Below are 18,883 nucleotides of genomic sequence, written 5' to 3'. Positions count from 1 at the left end.
TCGGCCTCGTCTATGGGGCACGTCACTGCATAAACAGACCACGGGTTGGAATGGGCCCGACCCGGTGCGCGCGGGCGGGGGAAGATGGACGCATGACACTGAACATCGCAGTAATTCCCGGTGACGGCATCGGCAAGGAAATCGTTCCCGAAGGCCTGAAGGTGCTCGACCGAGTCCTGGCCGATCGCGGCGTCGACTACTCCACCACCCACTTCGACCTGGGAGCGCAGCGCTGGCACGAAACCGGCGACACGCTCACCGACGAGGACCTCGAGGCCATTAAGCGCCACGACGTCATCCTCCTGGGTGCTGTCGGCGACCCGTCTGTGCCCTCCGGCGTTCTCGAGCGCGGCCTGCTCCTCAAGCTGCGCTTCGCCCTCGACCACTACGTGAACCTGCGTCCCTCGAAGTACTACGAGGGCGTGCCCAGCCCCCTGGCCAACCCCGGCGACATCGACTTCGTCGTCGTGCGCGAAGGAACCGAGGGCCTGTACTGCGGGAACGGCGGCGCCGTGCGCGTGGGCACCCCCCACGAGATCGCGACCGAAGTCAGCGTCAACACGGCCTACGGCGTGGAGCGCGTCGTGCGCTACGCCTTCGAGGCGGCCGCCTCGCGCAAGAAACACCTGACCCTGGTCCACAAGCACAACGTGCTGGTCAACGCCGGACACATGTGGCGCCGCATTGTCGACGAGGTGGGGGAGGAATTCCCCGACGTGGCCATCGACTACTGCCACATCGACGCCGCCACCATCTACATGGTCACTGACCCCGCGCGCTTCGACGTCATCGTCACGGACAACCTCTTTGGTGACATCCTCACCGACGAGGCCGGGGCTGTGACGGGCGGCATCGGACTGAGCGCGTCGGGCAACCTGAACCCCTCGCGCGAGTACCCCTCGATGTTCGAGCCCGTGCACGGCTCGGCCCCCGACATCGCCGGCCAGGGCAAGGCCGACCCGACCGCCACGATCTCGTCGGTGGCGCTCATGCTTGACTTCATGGGATTCGCGGATGAGGCTGCGCGCGTGCGTGCCGCCATCGATGCGGACATGGCGGCGCGCGCGCAGGCCGCTGCCTCCGGTGCGCCTCTGGTGCGTTCCACCTCGCAGATCGGCGACGATATCGCAGCTCGCCTATGAACGGGTACGCTACGCACACGTAGAATCAGGGCCGCTCCCCGGTGGGGGAGCGGCCCTGTTGTCTCTTCAGCCGGGCGCAGGAGCGTCAGCCGGGCGCAGGAGCGCAGGCTGCGTTATTTCGTGCCGATGAGGGCGGGCAGGGTCGTGTGAGGGGCCCACTGCTCGATGTCCACGAGCGCCGCGCTCAGGCCGGCGGAGCGCACGGCCTCGGAGTCGGAGGCGAGCATAGCCGTATCGGCGGCCAGCAGGTTCGTAGACAGCGTCGCCGCGTCCAGGTAGGGCAGCTCGCAGCGAGGCGTGCGCGTGTCGGCTGCGCCCGCCTGCAGCGCAATCTGCGCACGCGTCAACAGTTCGCCCGAGACGCTGTAGGTGTCGTCGACGCTCAGGGTGTCCGCGCTGGCATGTGCCTTGGGGAGCGTGGAGGCCGTGCAATCCCACAGGGCTACGGCCGCGGACAGCTCCTGTGAGGACGCCACGTCCGTGCCCGAGGGCGCGAAGGTCGTGGAAATCGTCGAATCAGAGAATGCGTCGATCGACCAGGTCTGGACGCCATCCAGGGAGGAGGCATTGACGTGATCGTTGATGGCGGCGGCTTGCGTCGCGCCCGCGTTCAGGTTGATGCCGTAGGTGCTGGCCACGCTGACGGCGCTCGAGTAGCGGCCCAGAGCCGAGGCCGCGAGGATGCGGGCATCCTCGCTGCTCGTCAGCTTCGGATCGGCCGCGATCGCCAGGTCGCGGGTGGCCGTGCGGGCCAGCCACGAGACGAAAGCGGCGAGCTCCGTGGGGGCCTCGGACACAGCCGGGGGTGAAGACTTCCCCTCGGGTGCGGGCCCGCCCCACGGATCCCACAGTCCGCCGAGGGCTTGTAGGCGGGTGTCCGACGCCGAGGCGACTGAACGCAGGGCGGTCGAACAGGCCGCACACTCGGTGGCATTCTCGGCGAGCTGGGTAGCACGCGCGGACGCCGCTGCCTCCGTACGAGCAGCCTGGTCGCGCGCGGCAGCAAAGCCCGACAGGGTCGGCTGCACCTGCCCGGAGCATGCGGACAGCGCGAGGGCCACCGCTGCGGCAGCGACGAGGCTCGGTAAGCGGCGTGTAGTCATAGTCAGATTTGCGAAACGCACACCCGCATCATCGCACACCCCGGGTAGGATAGGTAACTGACCCGCGTTCAAGAAAAGAAAGATAGGCGCCTATGGGATCGTCCACGACGGACACATCGCTTGAGGAACTGCTGGCACCCGTGGTCGCAGCCTCGGGCCTGGAACTGGATTCGGTGACCCGCACGCGCTCCGACGCGATGCCCCTCCTGCGCGTCATCGTCGACGCCCCGATCGGAGGTGACGGCGTCGATTCGGACACCCTCGCGGATGTGTCTCGCGCCGTGTCGAAGGCTCTTGACGCCGCCGACCCCATCGACGGCGAATACCTGCTCGAAGTCTCTACTCCCGGAGCTGAGCGTGAGCTCACCAAGGTTGGTCACTGGCTGCGTCAGGTCGGCCGTCTCGTGCGCATCAAGCTGCGAGCGGGAGGCTACGTCTCCGGCCGCGTCGTCTCCGCGGACGAGACCGGCGCGGTGATCGACGTTGACGGTGAGGAAACCGCCGTCGCCTATCAGGACATGAGGAAGGCGCGCGCTCGCGTCGACTTCGGGGCTGGGGAGTAGGTCCTCTTCTCATCGTGATGTGCCCGGCTGCGCCATGCAGTCGGGCACATTTGTGTGACTCATTTGATATGCGATCACCCGGGTGCCTGGCGTGGTGCCATGCGCGGCGGCCCCAGCGATGACTGTCTGATGGGATGGTGCTCCTTCGAGCAAGGCCCCTGATTCGGTTTCTAGCAGCGCAGGGACGCAGACCTGTCACCCTGGGGAACCGGGCGCGTGCCCGAAGCCGTGGCCGCCCCGCCCCGCCCCGGCCTCGTCCCCTCTCGGCGCGCGCACGACTCTCGGATCTGCGCCAACAGCGGGGGAGACTAGCACAACGACCACCAAAGACGATGAATCGACTACCATGGACTATCAGGACATGAGGAAGGCGCGCACCCGCGTCGACTGTGAAACGGGGAAGTAGGAGACCATGGAAATCGATATGACCGCTCTGCGGATGGTGGAAAACGAGAAGGGCGTCAGCCTCGAAACCCTCGTCGACGCCATCGAAGAGGCCCTGCTCAAGGCATACCACAACCTGCCCGGAGCGATCTCCCAGGCCCGCATCGAAATCGACAAGAAGACCGGTCGCGTCACCGTCATGGCGATGGATGAGGACGAAGACGGCAACCCCATCGGTGAATTCGATGACACGCCCAAGAACTTCGGCCGCATCGCCCAGTCCACGGCGCGCTCCGTCATCATGCAGCGCCTGCGCGACGCCGACGACCAGCGTGTCTTCGGCGACTTCGCCGGCCGCGAAGGCCAGATCATCACCGGCACCGTCCAGGCACCTCGCCCCGGCCGTCCCACAATGGTCCAGGTTTCCGACGACTTCGAGGCCGTCCTGCCCGACGGCGAAAAGGTCCCCGGCGAGTCCTACCGCCACGGCGACCGCATCCGCGCCTACATCGTGGGCGTCGAGCGCACCGAGCGCGGTCCTCGCATCACCTTGTCGCGCACCCACCCCAACCTGGTCGCCGGACTCTTCCAGCGCGAGGTCCCCGAAATCCAGCAGGGCCTCGTCAAGATCAAGGCCATCGCCCGCGAAGCCGGCCACCGCACGAAGATCGCCGTGGCCGCCACCCGCGACGGCATCAACGCCAAGGGCGCCTGCATCGGCCCCATGGGCGCGCGTGTGCGTTCCGTCATGGCCGAACTGGGCGGAGAGAAGATCGACATCGTCGACTACTCCGACGATCCGGCGCGCTTCGTCGCCAACTCGCTGTCCCCGGCGCGCGTCACCCGCGTGGTCGTCCACTCCGTCGACAACCGCACGGCCACCGCGATCGTGCCCGACTTCCAGCTCTCCCTCGCCATCGGCAAGGAAGGACAAAACGCCCGCCTCGCCGCGCGCCTGACGAACTATCACATCGACATCCACGCCGACACGGAAACCGGCGACGACGCGACCGCCTCGCGCGTCTCCACCCCCGACGACGTGACAAGTCGCTCATAGAAACTGAGACGAACAATCCCCTAGCTCGACTAAGCTAGGGGATTGTGTCGTATCCCGTGCCGCCCGAGCCCACCACAGGGCCCCGGCGCACCTGCATCGGATGCGGGACTCGCGCGCACCGAGACGCCCTCGTGCGAATCGTGCGCTCGCCGGACGGACAGATTCACCTCGACCGGACGGCGACTCTTCCAGGCCGAGGCGCGTGGATCCACCCCGACCAGGGGTGCGTGCAACGCGCCCGAACCCGACGAGCCCTCGCGCGTGCCTTCCGAACAGGCGCCGTGACGGACGCCGTCTGGGAAGACGTGGAGGAGATGATCACCACCCAATGATGGCCGCGCGCCATCAACGCCGAGATAATGGAAGCGGGTTGGAAGCTGATGGGCACCCGATGAGTACCCAGCGATGAGCTGCCAGCAATATCAGTAAGGCGTCTCCACACCGGAGACGCTTCCGGAATGGAGAAATGTGGCAAAGTTGCGTGTCCACGAGCTCGCCAAAGAGCTCGGAATCACCAGCAAAGAACTGATGGGTCACCTGAAGGAAGCAGGTGAATTCGTCAAGTCGTCCTCGTCCTCGCTCGAGCCGCCCGTCGTGCGGCAGATGCGCGAGAAGTTCGCGGCGGCACCCAAGACCAAAAAGGCGGACGCCAAGCCCGCCCCCAAGGCGCCTAAGCCCGGCGCGGCCAAGCCCGCCCCGAAGAAGCCCGCTGCCCCCAAGGCACCGGCTGAGCAGGCCCCGGCCCCCGCCCCCCAGGCGCCCACCCCGAAGGCTCCGGCCCCCAAGGCCGCAGCCCCCAAGGCCGCAGCCCCCAAGCCCGGCGCGCCCAAGCCCGCCGCGCGTAAGAGCGAGACCGCGCCCAAGCCTCGTGGCAGGAAGCCCGCAGAAGGCGCAGCGCCCAAGCCCGGCGGTCGCAAGCCCGCGGAAGGCGCCGCCCCCAAGCCCGCGCCTCGTCGCGGCGACGCCCCCCGCCCGGCCCGTCCCGGCGCGCCGCGTCCCGGCGGCCCGCGCCCCGGCAACAACCCCTACGCCTCCTCCCAGGGCATGCCCCGTCCGGGCGGCTCCGGCGGCCCGCGCCCCGGCGCGCCCCGTCCGGGTGGCTCCGGCGGCCCGCGCCCTGGCGCGCCTCGCCCCGGTGGTTCCGGTGGCGCAGGTCCGCGCCCCGGTGCACCCCGCCCCGGCGGCAACCGCCCCAACCCGGGCATGATGCCCGGCCAGGCGAACTTCGCGCGCAACGCCGCTGCCGGTAACAACACCTCCGAGCGCAGCGGTGGCCGCGGCGGCGGTCGCGGTCGCGGCGGCGCACGTCCCGGTGCCGGCGCTGGTGCAGGCGCAGGAGCAGCTCAGAATAACGGCGGCGGCTTCGGTCCTCGCGGCGGTGGCCGCGGCGGACGCGGCTCCACGCCGGGCGCATTCGGTCGCGGCGGCGGCCGCTCGCAGCGCGGACGCAAGTCCAAGCGCGCGAAGCGTCAAGAGTACGAGCAGCAGAACGCGCCCGTCATCGGCGGCGTCGCGATCCCGCGCGGCAACGGCGCGCAGATCCGCATCCGCCAGGGCGCATCGCTGGCTGACCTCGCCGAGAAGATCGACGTCAATCCCGCAGCGCTGGTGACCGTTCTCTTCGCCCTGGGCGAGATGGCAACTGCCACACAGTCCCTCGACCAGGACACCTTCGAGGCCCTGGGCGCCGAACTCGGCTACGACGTCAAGGTCGTGTCCCCCGAGGACGAGGACCGCGAGCTGCTCGAATCCTTCGATATCGACCTCGAGGCCGAAGAACTCGACGACGCCGAGAATATGGTGCCCCGACCCCCGGTCGTCACCGTCATGGGTCACGTCGACCACGGTAAGACGAAGCTGCTCGACGCCATCCGTCACACGGACGTCGTCGACACCGAGCACGGTGGCATCACCCAGCACATCGGCGCCTACCAGGTCAAGGTCACGGCCGAGGACGGCACCCGCCGACCCATCACCTTCATCGACACCCCCGGTCACGAGGCCTTCACGGCCATGCGTGCCCGTGGCGCCCAGGTCACCGACATCGCGATCCTCGTGGTCGCGGCCGATGACGGCGTCATGCCCCAGACGGTTGAGGCCATCAACCACGCGCAGGCGGCCGACGTGCCGATCGTCGTCGCGGTCAACAAGGTCGATAAGGACACGGCGAACCCGGACAAGATCCGCGCCCAGCTCACCGAATACGGCCTGGTTGCCGAAGAGTACGGCGGCGACGTCATGTTCGTGAACATCTCCGCCAAGCAGCGCACGGGCATCCGCGAGCTACTCGAGGCCGTCCTGCTGACCGCCGACGCGGCGCTGACCCTCGAGGCGAACCCGAACACGGACGCCCGTGGCGTGGCCATCGAAGCCAACCTGGACAAGGGGCGCGGCGCCGTCGCGACCATGCTGGTTCAGCGTGGCACGCTGCGCGTGGGCGACTCCCTCGTGGTCGGCTCGTCCTACGGTCGCGTGCGCGCCATGTTCGACGACGCCGGCAACGACGTCTCCGAGGCTGGCCCGTCGACCCCGGTCGCGGTCCTCGGACTCACGTCGGTTCCGCGCGCCGGCGACTCGTTCCTGGTCGCCAACGACGACCGCACGGCCCGCCAGATCGCCGACAAGCGTGAGGCAGCCGAGCGCCAGGCCCTGTTGGCCAAGCGCCGCAAGCGTGTCTCCCTGGAGGACTTCGACAAGGTCCTGGCCGAGGGCGAGGTCGACACCCTCAACCTGGTCATCAAGGGCGACGTGTCCGGTGCCGTCGAAGCCCTGGAAGACTCGCTGCTGCGCATCGACGTGGGCGACGAGGTCGCGCTGCGTATCATCCACCGCGGTGTCGGTGCGATCACGCAGAACGACGTCAACCTGGCGACCGTCGACAACGCGGTCATCATCGGCTTCAACGTCCGTCCCGCCGAGCGCGTGGCCGAGATGGCGGATGCCGAGGGCGTCGAGATCAAGTACTACAACGTCATCTACTCCGCGATCGACGACATTGAGGCCGCCCTCAAGGGCATGCTCAAGCCGATCTACGAGGAGGTCCAGCTGGGTACCGCGGAGATCCGCCAGGTCTTCCGCTCCGGCAGGTTCGGCAACATCGCCGGTTCGATCGTGCGCTCCGGCACGATCAAGCGCGGCACCAAGGCTCGCCTGGTGCGCGACGGTGTCGTGGTGGCCGAGAACCTCGAGATCGCGTCCCTGCGTCGCGAGAAGGACGACGTCACCGAGGTCCGCGAGGGCTACGAGTGCGGTATCACCCTGGGCTACAAGGACATCACCGAGGGTGATGTCATCGAGACCTGGGAGATGCGCGAGAAGCCTCGTGACTGATTCCGTGGCATGAAGTATCGGGGTCCGAGTGCGCTCGGACCCCGATCTTCTACGATTGAACTGTTTCTACGTGGGCGGCTTCGCCCGAGAGGAGGAGCGTGATGGCTGACGAGGCTCGCGTTCGAAAGGTGCAGGAACGCATCCTGCAGACGGTCGCGTCCATGATCGGACGCCACGTGAAGGATCCCCGCCTGGAGCTGGTGACCATCACCGACGTGCGCGTGACGGGCGATTTGCAGCACGCGTCCATTTTCTACACGGTGCTCGGCGACGACGAGCAGCGCGAGAAGGCTGCCCGCGCGTTCGCCTCCGCGCAGGGCCTGTTCCGCTCGCGCGTCGGCAAGGCCCTGGGCCTGCGCCTGACCCCGACCCTGGAGTTCATCCCCGACGCGCTGCCCGAGAGCGCCGCCGCCCTGGAGGACGCCTTGGCCAAGGCCAAGGCGAAGGACGAGGCGATCGCCGCCGCCTCCGTGGGCGCCACCTACGCGGGCGAGGAGGACCCCTACCGTCACGACGACGAAGAGGACGAGGCCGACGAGAAGGAATGGGTCTGAGAGCCCATGGCTCGTCGCCCCGATAATCCGCGCCCCGGCCTCCTCGTCATCGACAAGCCGCAGGGGCTCACCAGCCACGACGTGGTCTCGCGCGTGCGACGCCTGGGCCACACCCGCAAGGTGGGCCACGGCGGCACGCTCGACCCCATGGCGACCGGCGTGCTCGTGATCGGCATCGGCAAGGCGACGAAGCTGCTCACATGGGTGAGCGGTCATTCCAAGGAATATCTGGCGACGATCCGCTTCGGCATCGCCACCAACACCGACGACGCCGAGGGCATCGCTACGGCGGCGCCCGGCTGCGTGTCGCTGAGCGAGGCCGACCTCGAGTCGGTCCTCGCTCCCTTGCGCGGGGACATCATGCAGGTCCCCACGACGGTGTCCGCGATCAAGGTAAACGGCAAGCGCGCCTACGCCCTGGCCAGGGCAGGCGAAGACGTCGAGCTGGCGGCCAGGCCCGTGCGCATCTCGCGCCTGGAGGTCCTGGCGCCCCCGCGCCTCGCTGAGGTTCACCTCGACGAGGCCATGGCGGGGGAGAGGGAAGCGTGCACTCCCGGGCCGGTGCGCGTCGTCGACGTGGACGTGGCTGTTGAGTGTTCCTCGGGGACCTACGTGCGCGCGCTGGCGCGCGACGCTGGAGCAGCCCTCGGGGTCGGCGCCCACCTGACCGCGCTGCGCCGCACGCGTGTGGGCGACTTCCCCCTGGAGGGTGCCCTCACCCTGGAGGAGCTGGCCGAGGCGGTCGAGGCGCACTCGGATCCCGAGGCGGAGCCGACCCTGCCGCTGCTTCCCCTGGGCGTGGCTGCCCTCAGCATGTTCCCGGCCCTGCCCCTGACCCAGGCCGAGGCCGGCGCCTTCGCCCATGGACAGGCACCGCGCCGCTCGCGCGCCCAGCTCGCCCAGTGGGCGGCGGAGGTCGGCCACGGCACCGCCGGCGACGATGACGCCTCGCCGATCGCGGCCACCGCACCCTCAGGAGACGTGCTCGGCCTGCTGCGCATCGACGGTACGCGCCTTCGAACCGTCCTGGTATTTTGAGAAAGAGAGACAATGAACGTCTGGCAATCCCTGACCGACATCCCCGGCAACGAGGCCAGTGTCGTCACCATCGGTAACTTCGACGGCATGCATAACGGGCACAAGAAGGTCATTGCCACCTGCGTGGACCGCGCCCACAAGCTCGGCGTCGACGCCATCGCCATCACGTTTGACCCGCACCCCATCCAGGTGCACCGACCCGAGGCCGGGCTCCAGCTCATCTCCCCGCTGCGCGACCGCCTCGACGCCATGGCCGCCGCCGGCCTGGACGCCACCCTGGTCGCCCACTACGACAAGAGCGTCTATAGCCTCGAGCCCGACGAGTTCGTCTACGAATTCCTCGTCGAGCGCTGCGGCGCGCGTGAAGTCGTCGTCGGCGAGGACTTCCGCTTCGGGCGCGGCAACTCCGGCACGATCGACACCCTGCGCGCCCTCGGACGCCAATACGGCTTCGACGTCCTGACCGTCACCGACATTGAGGCTCCCGAAGGGCGGCGTTGGTCCTCCTCCTGGGTGCGCGAACTCCTGGCCGCCGGGGACGTCTCCGGCGCAGCCCGCGTCCTCGGCCACCTCCACCGCATCCGCGGCAGCGTCTGCCACGGCTTCAAACGCGGCCGCACCCTCGGATTCCCCACGGCTAACCTGTCCGAAGAGGTCGAAGGCGTCATCCCTGCCGACGGCGTCTACGCCGGCTGGGTCGTGCGCGCCGTCCCCGGCACCCAGTCAGCCGAGTTCCTGCCCGCCGCCATCTCCGTGGGCACAAACCCCCAGTTCAACGGCGAGGACCGCACCGTCGAGGCTCACGTCCTGGGCCGCTCCGACCTGAACCTGTACGGGGAACGTATCGCCGTGACCTTCGTGGCGCGCATCCGCCCCATGCTCTCCTTCGACGACCTTGACGGGCTGCTGCGCCAGATGGACGACGACCTGCGACAGACGGCCTCCGTCCTCGGTATCGGCGTCACTGGGCGCGTCGACCCCGACTCCGTTACCGCCCGATAGCGCGCCCCAGGGTTACCAGTGCCCAACTCCCACGGGGGTGCCCTGCCCTGCCATCCGTTATGCGCGCGGCGGCGAGGCAGAAGGGTCGGCCTCGTCCCTGAGCGGCCAAATCGTTAGCTTCGTCGCTCACGACGGGTCTGAGAACCCGGACGTGCTACTGTAGAAAGGCCGTACACCGGCCGCGGACTGTCAGCATCCGGGACAAGCCCGGGTGCCCCGCGCAACGAATACAAAGGAGAAGCCTGTGCCGCTGAGCAAGGACGTCAAGGACCAGATCATCGCCGAGTACGCGACCCACGAGGGCGACACCGGTTCCCCCGAGGTGCAGATCGCGCTGCTGACCCGCCGCATCAAGGATCTGACCGAGCACTTCAAGACCCACACGCACGACCACCACTCCCGTCGTGGCCTGCTGCTGCTGGTTGGCCGTCGTCGCCGCCTGCTGGGTTACCTCGCCGACATCGACATCGAGCGTTACCGCTCGCTCATCGAGCGTCTCGGCCTGCGCCGCTGATTTTGGGCCGGCCCGCCTCCCGTAGCGGAGACGGGCCGGTTTTCACACGCCCACCTCGGGCACACCGTTATTTTTCGCGCGAAAACAGCCGGTTTTCGACAGTGGCCTCCGGAGCGTTTATCCGTGGGCTTCGATCGAAGGCCGAAGTGGAGCGCGACACCAACAACCCAAGGAGAAACGCCCCATGATGGAAGGCTCCGACATCGTCGCCGCAGAGGCGATTATCGATAACGGCCGTTTCGGCAAGCGCACCGTGCGCTTCGAAACCGGCCGTCTCGCCAAGCAGGCCGCCGGCTCCGCCCTGGCCTACCTGGATGATTCCACCACCGTTCTGTCCGCCACCACGGTGGGCAAGAACCCCAAGGACCAGTTCGACTTCTTCCCGCTGACCGTTGACGTCGAAGAGCGTCAGTACGCCGCGGGTCGCATCCCCGGTTCCTTCTTCCGCCGCGAAGGCCGCGCCGGCACCGAGGCCATCCTGGCCGCCCGCCTCATCGACCGCCCGCTGCGCCCCGGCTTCGTCAAGGGCCTGCGCAACGAGGTCCAGGTCGTCGAGACCGTCCTGACGATCGATCCGGACGACGCCTACGACGTTCTGGCGATCAACGCCGCCTCCATGTCCACCCAGATCGCGGGCCTGCCCTTCACCGGCCCGATCGGCGGCACCCGCCTGGCGCTCATCGACGACCAGTGGGTCGCGTTCCCGCGCTGGAGCGAGCTCGAGCGTTCCGTGTTCAACATCGTTGTCGCGGGCCGCATCGTCACCAAGGAAGACGGCTCCGAAGACGTCGCGATCATGATGGTCGAGGCCGGCGGCGGCAAGAACCAGTGGGAGCTCATTCAGGCTGGTGCCACCGCTCCCACCGAAGACGTCGTGGCCGACGGCCTCGAGGCCGCCAAGCCCTTCATCAAGGTCCTGTGCGAGGCTCAGCTCAAGGTTGCCGAGAAGGCTTCCAAGGAGACCGTCGAGTTCCCGCTGTTCCTGGACTACACCGACGAAGAGTACGCCGCGGTCGAGGAATACGCGGCCGAGAAGGTTGCCCAGGCCCTGCTGACCGAGGGCAAGCTTGCCCGCGACGAGGCCGTGGACGCCGTCAAGGAAGAGATGCTCGGCGCCCTGGCTGAGCGCTTCCCCGAGTCGGAGAAGGCCCTCAAGGCTGCCTTCCGCTCGCTCGAGAAGACCACCATCCGCAACCGCACCCTGCGCGAAGAGATCCGCATGGACGGGCGCACCCCGCGCCAGATCCGTTCCCTCTCCGCCGAGGTTGAGGTTCTGCCCCGCGTGCACGGCTCCGCCCTCTTCCAGCGCGGCGAGACCCAGATCCTGGGCGTGACCACCCTGGCCATGCTGCGCATGGAGCAGCAGATCGACAACCTGTCGCCCGTTAACTCCAAGCGATACATGCACCAGTACAACTTCGCTCCCTTCTCTACGGGCGAGGTCGGCCGCGTCGGTTCCCCCAAGCGCCGCGAGATCGGCCATGGCGACCTGGCCGAGCGTGCCCTGGTTCCCGTCCTGCCCTCGCGCGAGGACTTCCCCTACGCGATCCGTCAGGTCTCCGAGACCATGGGCTCCAACGGCTCGTCCTCCATGGGCTCCGTCTGCGCCTCGACCCTGTCCCTCCTCCAGGCCGGCGTGCCGCTGCGCGCCCCCGTCGCGGGCATCGCGATGGGCCTCATGACCGGTGAGGTCGATGGCCAGTTCAAGGCCGTCACCCTGACCGACATCCTGGGCGCCGAGGACGGCTTCGGCGACATGGACTTCAAGGTTGCCGGTACCCGTGACTTCATCACGGCCCTGCAGCTGGACACCAAGCTCGACGGCATCGACTCCCAGGTGCTGCGCGCCGCGCTGGCCCAGGCCCGCGACGCCCGCCTGGCGATCCTCGACCTGATCAACCAGGCGATCGACGGCCCGGATGAGATGAGCGCCAACGCTCCTCGCATCATCACCGTCAAGGTCCCCGTCGACAAGATCGGCGAGGTCATCGGCCCCAAGGGCAAGATGATCAACCAGATCCAGGACGATACCGGCGCTGACGTCACCATCGAGGACGACGGCACCGTCTACATCGCCTCCTCCGACGGCGCCTCCGCCGAGGCCGCCCGCACGATGGTCAACCAGATCGCGAACCCGCAGATGCCCGAGGTCGGCGAGCGCTTCGTCGGCACGGTCGTCAAGACCACCTCGTTCGGCGCCTTCGTGTCGCTGACCCCCGGCAAGGACGGCCTCCTGCACATCTCGCAGGTCCGTCGCCTCGTGGGCGGCAAGCGCATCGACTCCGTGGACGACGTCCTGCAGGTCGGCCAGCAGGTCGAGGTCGAGATCAACGAGATCGGCGACCGCGGCAAGCTGAGCCTGCACGCCGTCATCGACGGCGAGGCCGGCGAGCTCGAGGCCCCTGAGGGTGAGGGTCAGAACGAGGCGCGCCGCGAGCGTCGCGAGCGCTCCGAGCGCCGCGAGCGTCGTCCCCGCACCCGCACCCGTCGTCGTCGCGACGACGACCGTGAGGAAGGCGTTTCCGAGGACTGAGTAGCTCCCGTTAGCTAACGTCAACCGGTGGCCGGGGTGGAATGATGTGTCCGCCCCGGCCACCGGCCTTTTTACGGCTACACTGTGAACGTTTCGTGCCAATCCCCGCCAGTGGGGACCAAGAGGAGAACTATGACGCCCAAGCCGCTGCCGCTCGACGAGTCCCGCCTGTCTATCGAGGACGGTGACACCCGCATCGATCGCACGATCCTGGGCTCCGGCGTACGCGTGCTGACACAGACGATCCCCGCCACCAAGAGCGCGGGCTTATCCCTGTGGGTTCCTGTCGGCTCGCGCGACGAGGGCGAGCGCACAGCCGGGTCGACGCACTTCCTCGAGCACCTCCTGTTCAAGGGGACGACCAAGCGCTCCGCCCTGGACATCGCCGTCGCCTTCGACTCTGTGGGCGGTGAATCCAATGCGGAGACCGCGCGCGAGCACACCGCCTACTGGGCGCGCGTGCGCGATGCGGACCTGGACATGGCGATCGAGACGCTGGCAGACATGGTCACCGACTCGCGCCTGGACGAGGAGGACTTCGCGATGGAACGCGGCGTCATCCTCGACGAGCTCGCGATGGGGGAGGACTCGCCCACGGAGACCGTCCACGAGGCCTTCCAGCTCGCCGTCCACGGGGACCGTCCCATCGGGCGCCCCGTCGGTGGAACCTCCCAGGCGATCCGCGAGGTGGGCCGATCCGACGTGTGGGAGCACTACCAGGCCCACTACGGCCCCTCCTCCCTCATCGTCGCTGCCGCAGGCCACGTCGACCACGACCACGTCTGCGAGCGCGTCCAGGCCGCCCTGGAAGCATCCCCCTGGGATCACGCGAGTGCGAACTCGCCCCGGCCTCGTCGATCAACGCAGAGCCTGCCCATCGAGGACCACGAGCAGCACATCACCCGCCGCCGTGACGTCACCCAGGCGCACGTCCTCATCGGCTGCGAGGGCCTGTCGGCCACGGATCCGCTGGGCCCCACGATGAGCGTGCTGCTGTCGATCCTGGGCGGGTCCATGTCCTCGCGCCTCTTCCAGGAGGTGCGGGAAAAGCGCGGCCTGGCTTACACGACCTACGCCTACGATGTCGCCTACTCCGACACGGGAACCTTCGGCATGTACGCGGGCTGTAGCCCCGATAAGGTTGGCGAGGTCGAGACCATCATGCGCGCCCAGCTGGAGGACCTGGCCGGGAACGGGCCCACCGAGGAGGAAATGACGCGCGTGCGCGGACAGGTGCGCGGCGGCGTCGTCCTGGGCCTGGAGGATAACTGGTCGCGCATGATGCGACTGGGACGCTCCGAGATCATCGGTCGCTACCGCCCCATCGACGAGTCCCTGGCCGAGTTCGACGCGGTTGGCGCCTCCGACGTGTCGGCCCTGGCCGCCTTCCTGCTCGCCAAGCTGGACTGCCGCGCGCTGGTCCTGCCCCAGGAATAAGACGTGAGATGCCCGCCCGCCCGCGCGGGCCAGGGCATAGCCTGACACTACGCAACCCCCCGCTAAAGGAGACACCAATGATTCGCGTGGCAGTGACCGGAGCCAAGGGCCGCATGGGCTCGACCGTCGTGACGGCCGTGACCGGCGCCCCCGACATGGAGGTCGTCGCCCAGCTGGACGCGGGCGACCCGATCACCAAGAAGACCGTGAACGGCGCGCAGGTCGCCGTCGACTTCTCGTTGCCCTCGGTCACCGAAGCCAACGTGCACGCGCTGCTGGACGCGGGCGTGGACGTTGTCGTGGGCACGACCGGGTGGACGGACGAGTCCTACGCTCGGGTGCGCGAGCACGCCGAGGCCGCAGGTCGCGCCGTCCTGATCGCCCCAAACTTCGCAATGGGCGCCGTCCTGGCCATGACGTTCGCGGCCATGGCCGCCCCCTACTTCGAGTCCGCCGAGGTCATCGAGATGCACCACCCCGGCAAGGTCGACGCCCCCTCGGGCACGGCTGTGGCCACAGCGCGCGGCATTGCTCAGGCACGCGCGCAGGCTGGGCTGGGTCAGATGCCCGACGCGACGCAGACGGACGAGCTGGGCAGTCGCGGTGGTCGCGTCGACGGCGTGCCCGTTCACGCCGTGCGCCTGCGCGGCCTGACCGCCTCGGAGGAGATCTTGCTGGGCAACGAGGGGGAGCAGCTGGTCATCCGCACCGACTCCTTCGACCGCGTGTCCTTTATGCCCGGTGTCCTCCTGGGCGTGCGCCGCGTGAGTGGCCGCACCGGCCTGACGATCGGCCTCGACAAGGTCATGGGCCTGTGAGTAGTGCCCCGGACCGTTCCGTTCGGCCCGCCCAGCCCGGCGACGAGGGCGCGATCGCGCGCCTGCAGGTGCTCGCCTGGAGCGCCCTCATGGGGGACCAGGCCCTGGCAGCGCAGGGCGTCACCGAGGAGCTGCTGGCCCGCCAGTGGGAGGCCACCCTGGCCGCTCCCAGACCCGTGGGCTCCGCCGCGCTGGTCGCGCTCCACGCCAACACGATCGCGGGTTTTGCCCTCGCGGGCCCCGACGAGGCCGGGGCGCAGCCGGTCGATTCGGCACCCGATGAGCAGGGGAGCGTGATCGCCACCCAGGTGTACGAGCTGGTCGTGGACCCGCACTTCCGGCGCGCCGGACACGCCTCGCGCCTGCTGGCAGCCATCGCGGACCTGACGAGTGGGGCGCTGCACGTGTGGATCGGCGTGGACGACGAGGAACGCCAGCGCTTCTACACCTCGGCGGGCTTTGCCCCCTCGGGGGCCGTGCGCTCCATGGGGGAGCAGACCCAGCACATGTGGTGGGCTGGGCGCGACTAAGGGCCCACGCGAGGTGGGAGGCGTGGCGAGCCCCCGCCTCGCGAACACCACCGTTCAGACGGCGTGGGGCACCGACCATGTCGGGATGCGTAAGATGGGAGCCATGACGAATATTCCTCCCCGCCGATTCGGGTCCCTTGCAGCCGCCATGGTCACGCCCATGACCGAGGCTGGCGAGATCGATTTTCCCTCCGCCCAGCGCCTCGCGATCAAGCTTGTCGACGAAGGCTGCGACACGATCCTCCTGTCCGGCACGACGGGAGAGTCACCCACGACTCACCAGCCCGAGAAGAACGACCTGACGGACGCCGTGCGCGAGGCCGTGGGGGATCGCGCGTTCATCCTGTGCGGCGCCTGCTCGAACGACACTGCGCACGCGGTGCGCATCGGCGAGGGCGCTCAGGAGCACGGCGCGGACGGTCTGCTGATCGTCTCCCCGTACTACAACCGCCCCTCCCAGGAGGGCCTGCGCGCCCACGTGCGAGCCGTCACGGATGCGACCGACCTGCCCGTCATGCTCTACGACATCCCGGGCCGCACGGGCATCGCCTTCTCCGACTCGACCCTCGACATCCTCGCCCAACACCCGCGCATCCTCGGCGTCAAGGACGCCACCGGCGACGTCGAGACCGGCGTGGAGCGCATGCACCGCACCGGCCTGGAGTACTACTCCGGCGACGACGGCCTGAACTTCGCGTGGATGACGGGTGGCGCCTCCGGCTTCATCTCCGTCGTCACGCACGTGGCCTCCGCCCACTACCGCCGCATGATCGAGCTGCTCGACACCGACCAAGTGTGGGAGGCCCGCGAGCTGTCCTACTCCCTGCGCCCCCTCGTCCACGCCATCATGGGCGGCGGGCAGGGAGCCGTCATGGCCAAGTACGCCCTGTGGCTTCAGGGCGTCATCGACAGCCCGGCCGTGCGCCTGCCCATGGTCGGCATCAGCGACGACGAGGTCTCCGCGCTGCGCCGCGCCCTGTGCGTCGCCGGGCTCCTGTGAGCCACCCGCTCCAACGACACCGCATCGACCGGGCCCAGCCACGGCCTCGTCGATGAGGACGCGCCCCCTCACGCGCCAAGTGTGAGGGGGCCGACCCACCTCTCGCATCCCCCGATGCGGGGAAAACCCCTCTGACGTGGCAGACTGGCACCATGAAGTCTTTGTACGAGAACCTCAGCGAACCCGCGCCCCTGGAAGATGGCGCACTGCGAGTGATCCCGCTGGGAGGTCTCGGCGAGGTCGGCCGCAACATGAACGTCCTCGAGTACCGGGGCAAGCTCCTGGTCGTGGACTGTGGCGTTCTCTTCCCCGAGGAGAGCCAGCCCGGCGTCGACCTGATCCTGCCGGATTTCTCCTGGATCGAAGAGCGCATGGACGACGTCGTCGGCCTGGTCCTAACCCACGGACACGAGGATCACATCGGTGCCGTGCCCTACCTGTTCAAGCTGCGCAGCGACATCCCGGTCTACGGCTCCGACCTGACCCTTGCCTTCGTGGCCCCCAAGCTGCGCGAACACCGCCTGCCCGATCCCGATCTCAACGTCGTCGCCGAGGGAGACCGCCTCACCGTGGGCCCCTTCGACCTCGAGTTCGTCTCCGTCACCCACTCGATCCCCGACGCGCTCGCGGTCTTTGTGCGCACGAGCGCCGGAAACGTCCTGATCACCGGCGACTTCAAGATGGATCAGCTGCCGCTGGACCGCCGCCTCACCGACCTGCGGGCCTTCGCCCGCATGGGCGAGGAGGGCGTCGACCTATTCATGGTGGACTCCACGAACGCCCTGGTGCCCGGGTTTATCACGCCCGAGCGCGAGATCGGCCCGGTCCTGGATCAGGTGTTCGGCGAGGCCTCCGGCCAGATTGTCGTCGCCTCCTTCGCCTCGCACGTGCACCGCGTCCAGCAGGTCATCAACGCGGCCGCCCACCACGGGCGTCGCGTGGCCTTCGTGGGCCGGTCCATGGAGCGCAACATGCGCATCGCGGAGGAAAAGGGCTACCTGTCGATCCCCGAGGGCATCATCGTGGACCTCAAGGGCATCGGCGAGCTGCCGCCCTCCCAGCGCGTCTACATGGCGACGGGCTCCCAGGGCGAGCCGATGGCGGCCCTGTCGCGCATGTCGGTCGGCTCGCACCGCACCGTGACGATTGAGCCGGGCGACATGGTCGTGCTGGCGTCCTCGCTGATCCCGGGTAACGAAAACTCCGTGTACCGCGTCATCAACGACCTGACCCGCCTGGGTGCGCGCGTCGTCTCCAAGGAGAACGCGAAGGTGCACGTGTCCGGTCACGCGAGCGCCGGGGAGCTCATCTACTGCTACAACATCGTCCAGCCGAAGAACGTCATGCCGATCCACGGCGAGGTGCGCCACCTGGTGGGCAACGGCCAGCTGGCCGTCAAGACGGGTATCGACCCGCAGAACGTGGTCCTGGCGGAGGACGGCGTGACCGTCGACCTCAAGGACGGCGTCGCCCGCGTGTCCGGCATCGTGCCCTGCGAGTACGTGTACGTGGACGGCCGCTCCATCGGCGAAATTTCCGAGGACGAGCTGGAGACGCGCCGCACCCTGGGCTCGGAGGGATTCATCTCGATCTTCGCCGTCGTCGAGCACGACTCGGGCATGGTCCTGGCCGGCCCGGAGATCCGCGCGATCGGCATGGCCGAGGACGATTCAGTGTTCGAGGAGATCCTGCCCGACGTCGCGCAGGCGCTCAAGGACGCTGCCGCCCCCGGTGGGCAGGACCCCTACGTCCTGCAGCAGGCGATGCGCCGCGTGATCGGGCGCTGGGTCGCGCGACGCTTGCGCCGTCGTCCCATGATCGTTCCGGTTGTCACCGAGCAGTAGCAGGTCGGCTGTATTTCATTGACGAGGCCGTGGC

General features: G+C 68.5%; 16 protein-coding genes. 15 read left to right on the top strand and 1 reads right to left on the bottom strand.

Translation table 11 applies throughout. From position 1 onward, the window contains the following. Positions 1-92: 92 nt before the first annotated feature. Positions 93-1,142, top strand: coding sequence for a 3-isopropylmalate dehydrogenase (locus O3669_RS03095; protein ID WP_295921096.1), 1,050 nt, complete (start codon positions 93-95; stop codon positions 1,140-1,142). 113 nt (positions 1,143-1,255) lie between these two features. Here the strand turns inward: O3669_RS03095 and O3669_RS03090 are convergent, their stop codons facing one another. Continuing rightward, positions 1,256-2,245 (bottom strand): hypothetical protein, encoded by a 990-nt coding sequence (locus O3669_RS03090; RefSeq protein ID WP_314769881.1) that lies wholly within the window; start codon positions 2,243-2,245, stop codon positions 1,256-1,258. A gap of 92 nt (positions 2,246-2,337) precedes the next feature. Between O3669_RS03090 and rimP the strand changes: the two genes are divergently transcribed. The 14 genes from rimP (at position 2,338) to O3669_RS03020 (ending at position 18,849) form a co-directional block, all read left to right on the top strand. Then, positions 2,338-2,808 carry a ribosome maturation factor RimP gene (rimP, locus tag O3669_RS03085; protein WP_295921100.1) on the top strand — a complete coding sequence of 157 codons (471 nt, stop codon included), beginning with the start codon at positions 2,338-2,340 and terminating at the stop codon, positions 2,806-2,808. A gap of 412 nt (positions 2,809-3,220) precedes the next feature. Next, a complete protein-coding gene (gene nusA / locus O3669_RS03080) occupies positions 3,221-4,249 on the top strand; it encodes a transcription termination factor NusA (RefSeq protein ID WP_295967348.1) in 1,029 nt (342 codons plus the stop codon). Positions 4,250-4,293: 44 nt separating this feature from the next. Next, positions 4,294-4,581, top strand: coding sequence for a YlxR family protein (locus O3669_RS03075; RefSeq protein WP_371523593.1), 288 nt, complete (start codon positions 4,294-4,296; stop codon positions 4,579-4,581). Positions 4,582-4,717: 136 nt separating this feature from the next. Further along, positions 4,718-7,579 carry a translation initiation factor IF-2 gene (infB, locus tag O3669_RS03070; protein ID WP_371523592.1) on the top strand — a complete coding sequence of 954 codons (2,862 nt, stop codon included), beginning with the start codon at positions 4,718-4,720 and terminating at the stop codon, positions 7,577-7,579. Positions 7,580-7,680: 101 nt separating this feature from the next. After that, a complete protein-coding gene (rbfA, locus tag O3669_RS03065; RefSeq protein ID WP_295921028.1) occupies positions 7,681-8,133 on the top strand; it encodes a 30S ribosome-binding factor RbfA in 453 nt (150 codons plus the stop codon). A gap of 6 nt (positions 8,134-8,139) precedes the next feature. Further along, positions 8,140-9,171 carry a tRNA pseudouridine(55) synthase TruB gene (gene truB / locus O3669_RS03060; protein WP_371523591.1) on the top strand — a complete coding sequence of 344 codons (1,032 nt, stop codon included), beginning with the start codon at positions 8,140-8,142 and terminating at the stop codon, positions 9,169-9,171. A gap of 12 nt (positions 9,172-9,183) precedes the next feature. Next, positions 9,184-10,173 carry a bifunctional riboflavin kinase/FAD synthetase gene (locus O3669_RS03055; RefSeq protein WP_371523590.1) on the top strand — a complete coding sequence of 330 codons (990 nt, stop codon included), beginning with the start codon at positions 9,184-9,186 and terminating at the stop codon, positions 10,171-10,173. 244 nt (positions 10,174-10,417) lie between these two features. Next, the gene (gene rpsO / locus O3669_RS03050) at positions 10,418-10,687 is read left to right on the top strand and encodes a 30S ribosomal protein S15 (protein WP_007587851.1); all 270 of its coding nucleotides are present in this window, start codon (positions 10,418-10,420) and stop codon (positions 10,685-10,687) included. 184 nt (positions 10,688-10,871) lie between these two features. Further along, positions 10,872-13,220, top strand: a complete 2,349-nt coding sequence (locus O3669_RS03045) for a polyribonucleotide nucleotidyltransferase (protein ID WP_371523588.1) — start codon at positions 10,872-10,874, stop codon at positions 13,218-13,220. A gap of 132 nt (positions 13,221-13,352) precedes the next feature. Next, complete coding sequence (locus O3669_RS03040) at positions 13,353-14,657, top strand: pitrilysin family protein (protein ID WP_295919593.1); 1,305 nt, start codon at positions 13,353-13,355, stop codon at positions 14,655-14,657. Between the two features lie 77 nt (positions 14,658-14,734). Next, positions 14,735-15,475 (top strand): 4-hydroxy-tetrahydrodipicolinate reductase, encoded by a 741-nt coding sequence (gene dapB, locus O3669_RS03035; RefSeq protein WP_295919596.1) that lies wholly within the window; start codon positions 14,735-14,737, stop codon positions 15,473-15,475. Then, positions 15,472-16,005 carry a GNAT family N-acetyltransferase gene (locus O3669_RS03030; protein ID WP_295919599.1) on the top strand — a complete coding sequence of 178 codons (534 nt, stop codon included), beginning with the start codon at positions 15,472-15,474 and terminating at the stop codon, positions 16,003-16,005. The genes dapB and O3669_RS03030 overlap by 4 nt, the downstream gene beginning before the upstream one ends. Before the next feature lie 103 nt (positions 16,006-16,108). Next, positions 16,109-17,005: a 4-hydroxy-tetrahydrodipicolinate synthase gene (dapA, locus tag O3669_RS03025; RefSeq protein WP_371523601.1), complete on the top strand. Its 897-nt coding sequence runs from the start codon at positions 16,109-16,111 to the stop codon at positions 17,003-17,005. Positions 17,006-17,157: 152 nt separating this feature from the next. Beyond that, the gene (locus tag O3669_RS03020) at positions 17,158-18,849 is read left to right on the top strand and encodes a ribonuclease J (protein ID WP_295919602.1); all 1,692 of its coding nucleotides are present in this window, start codon (positions 17,158-17,160) and stop codon (positions 18,847-18,849) included. Positions 18,850-18,883 lie beyond the last annotated feature (34 nt).

Source organism: Pauljensenia sp. 20925_1_34, assembly GCF_041432775.1.
GTDB lineage: Bacteria > Actinomycetota > Actinomycetes > Actinomycetales > Actinomycetaceae > Pauljensenia.
This window is presented reverse-complemented; position numbering and strand designations above follow the sequence as displayed.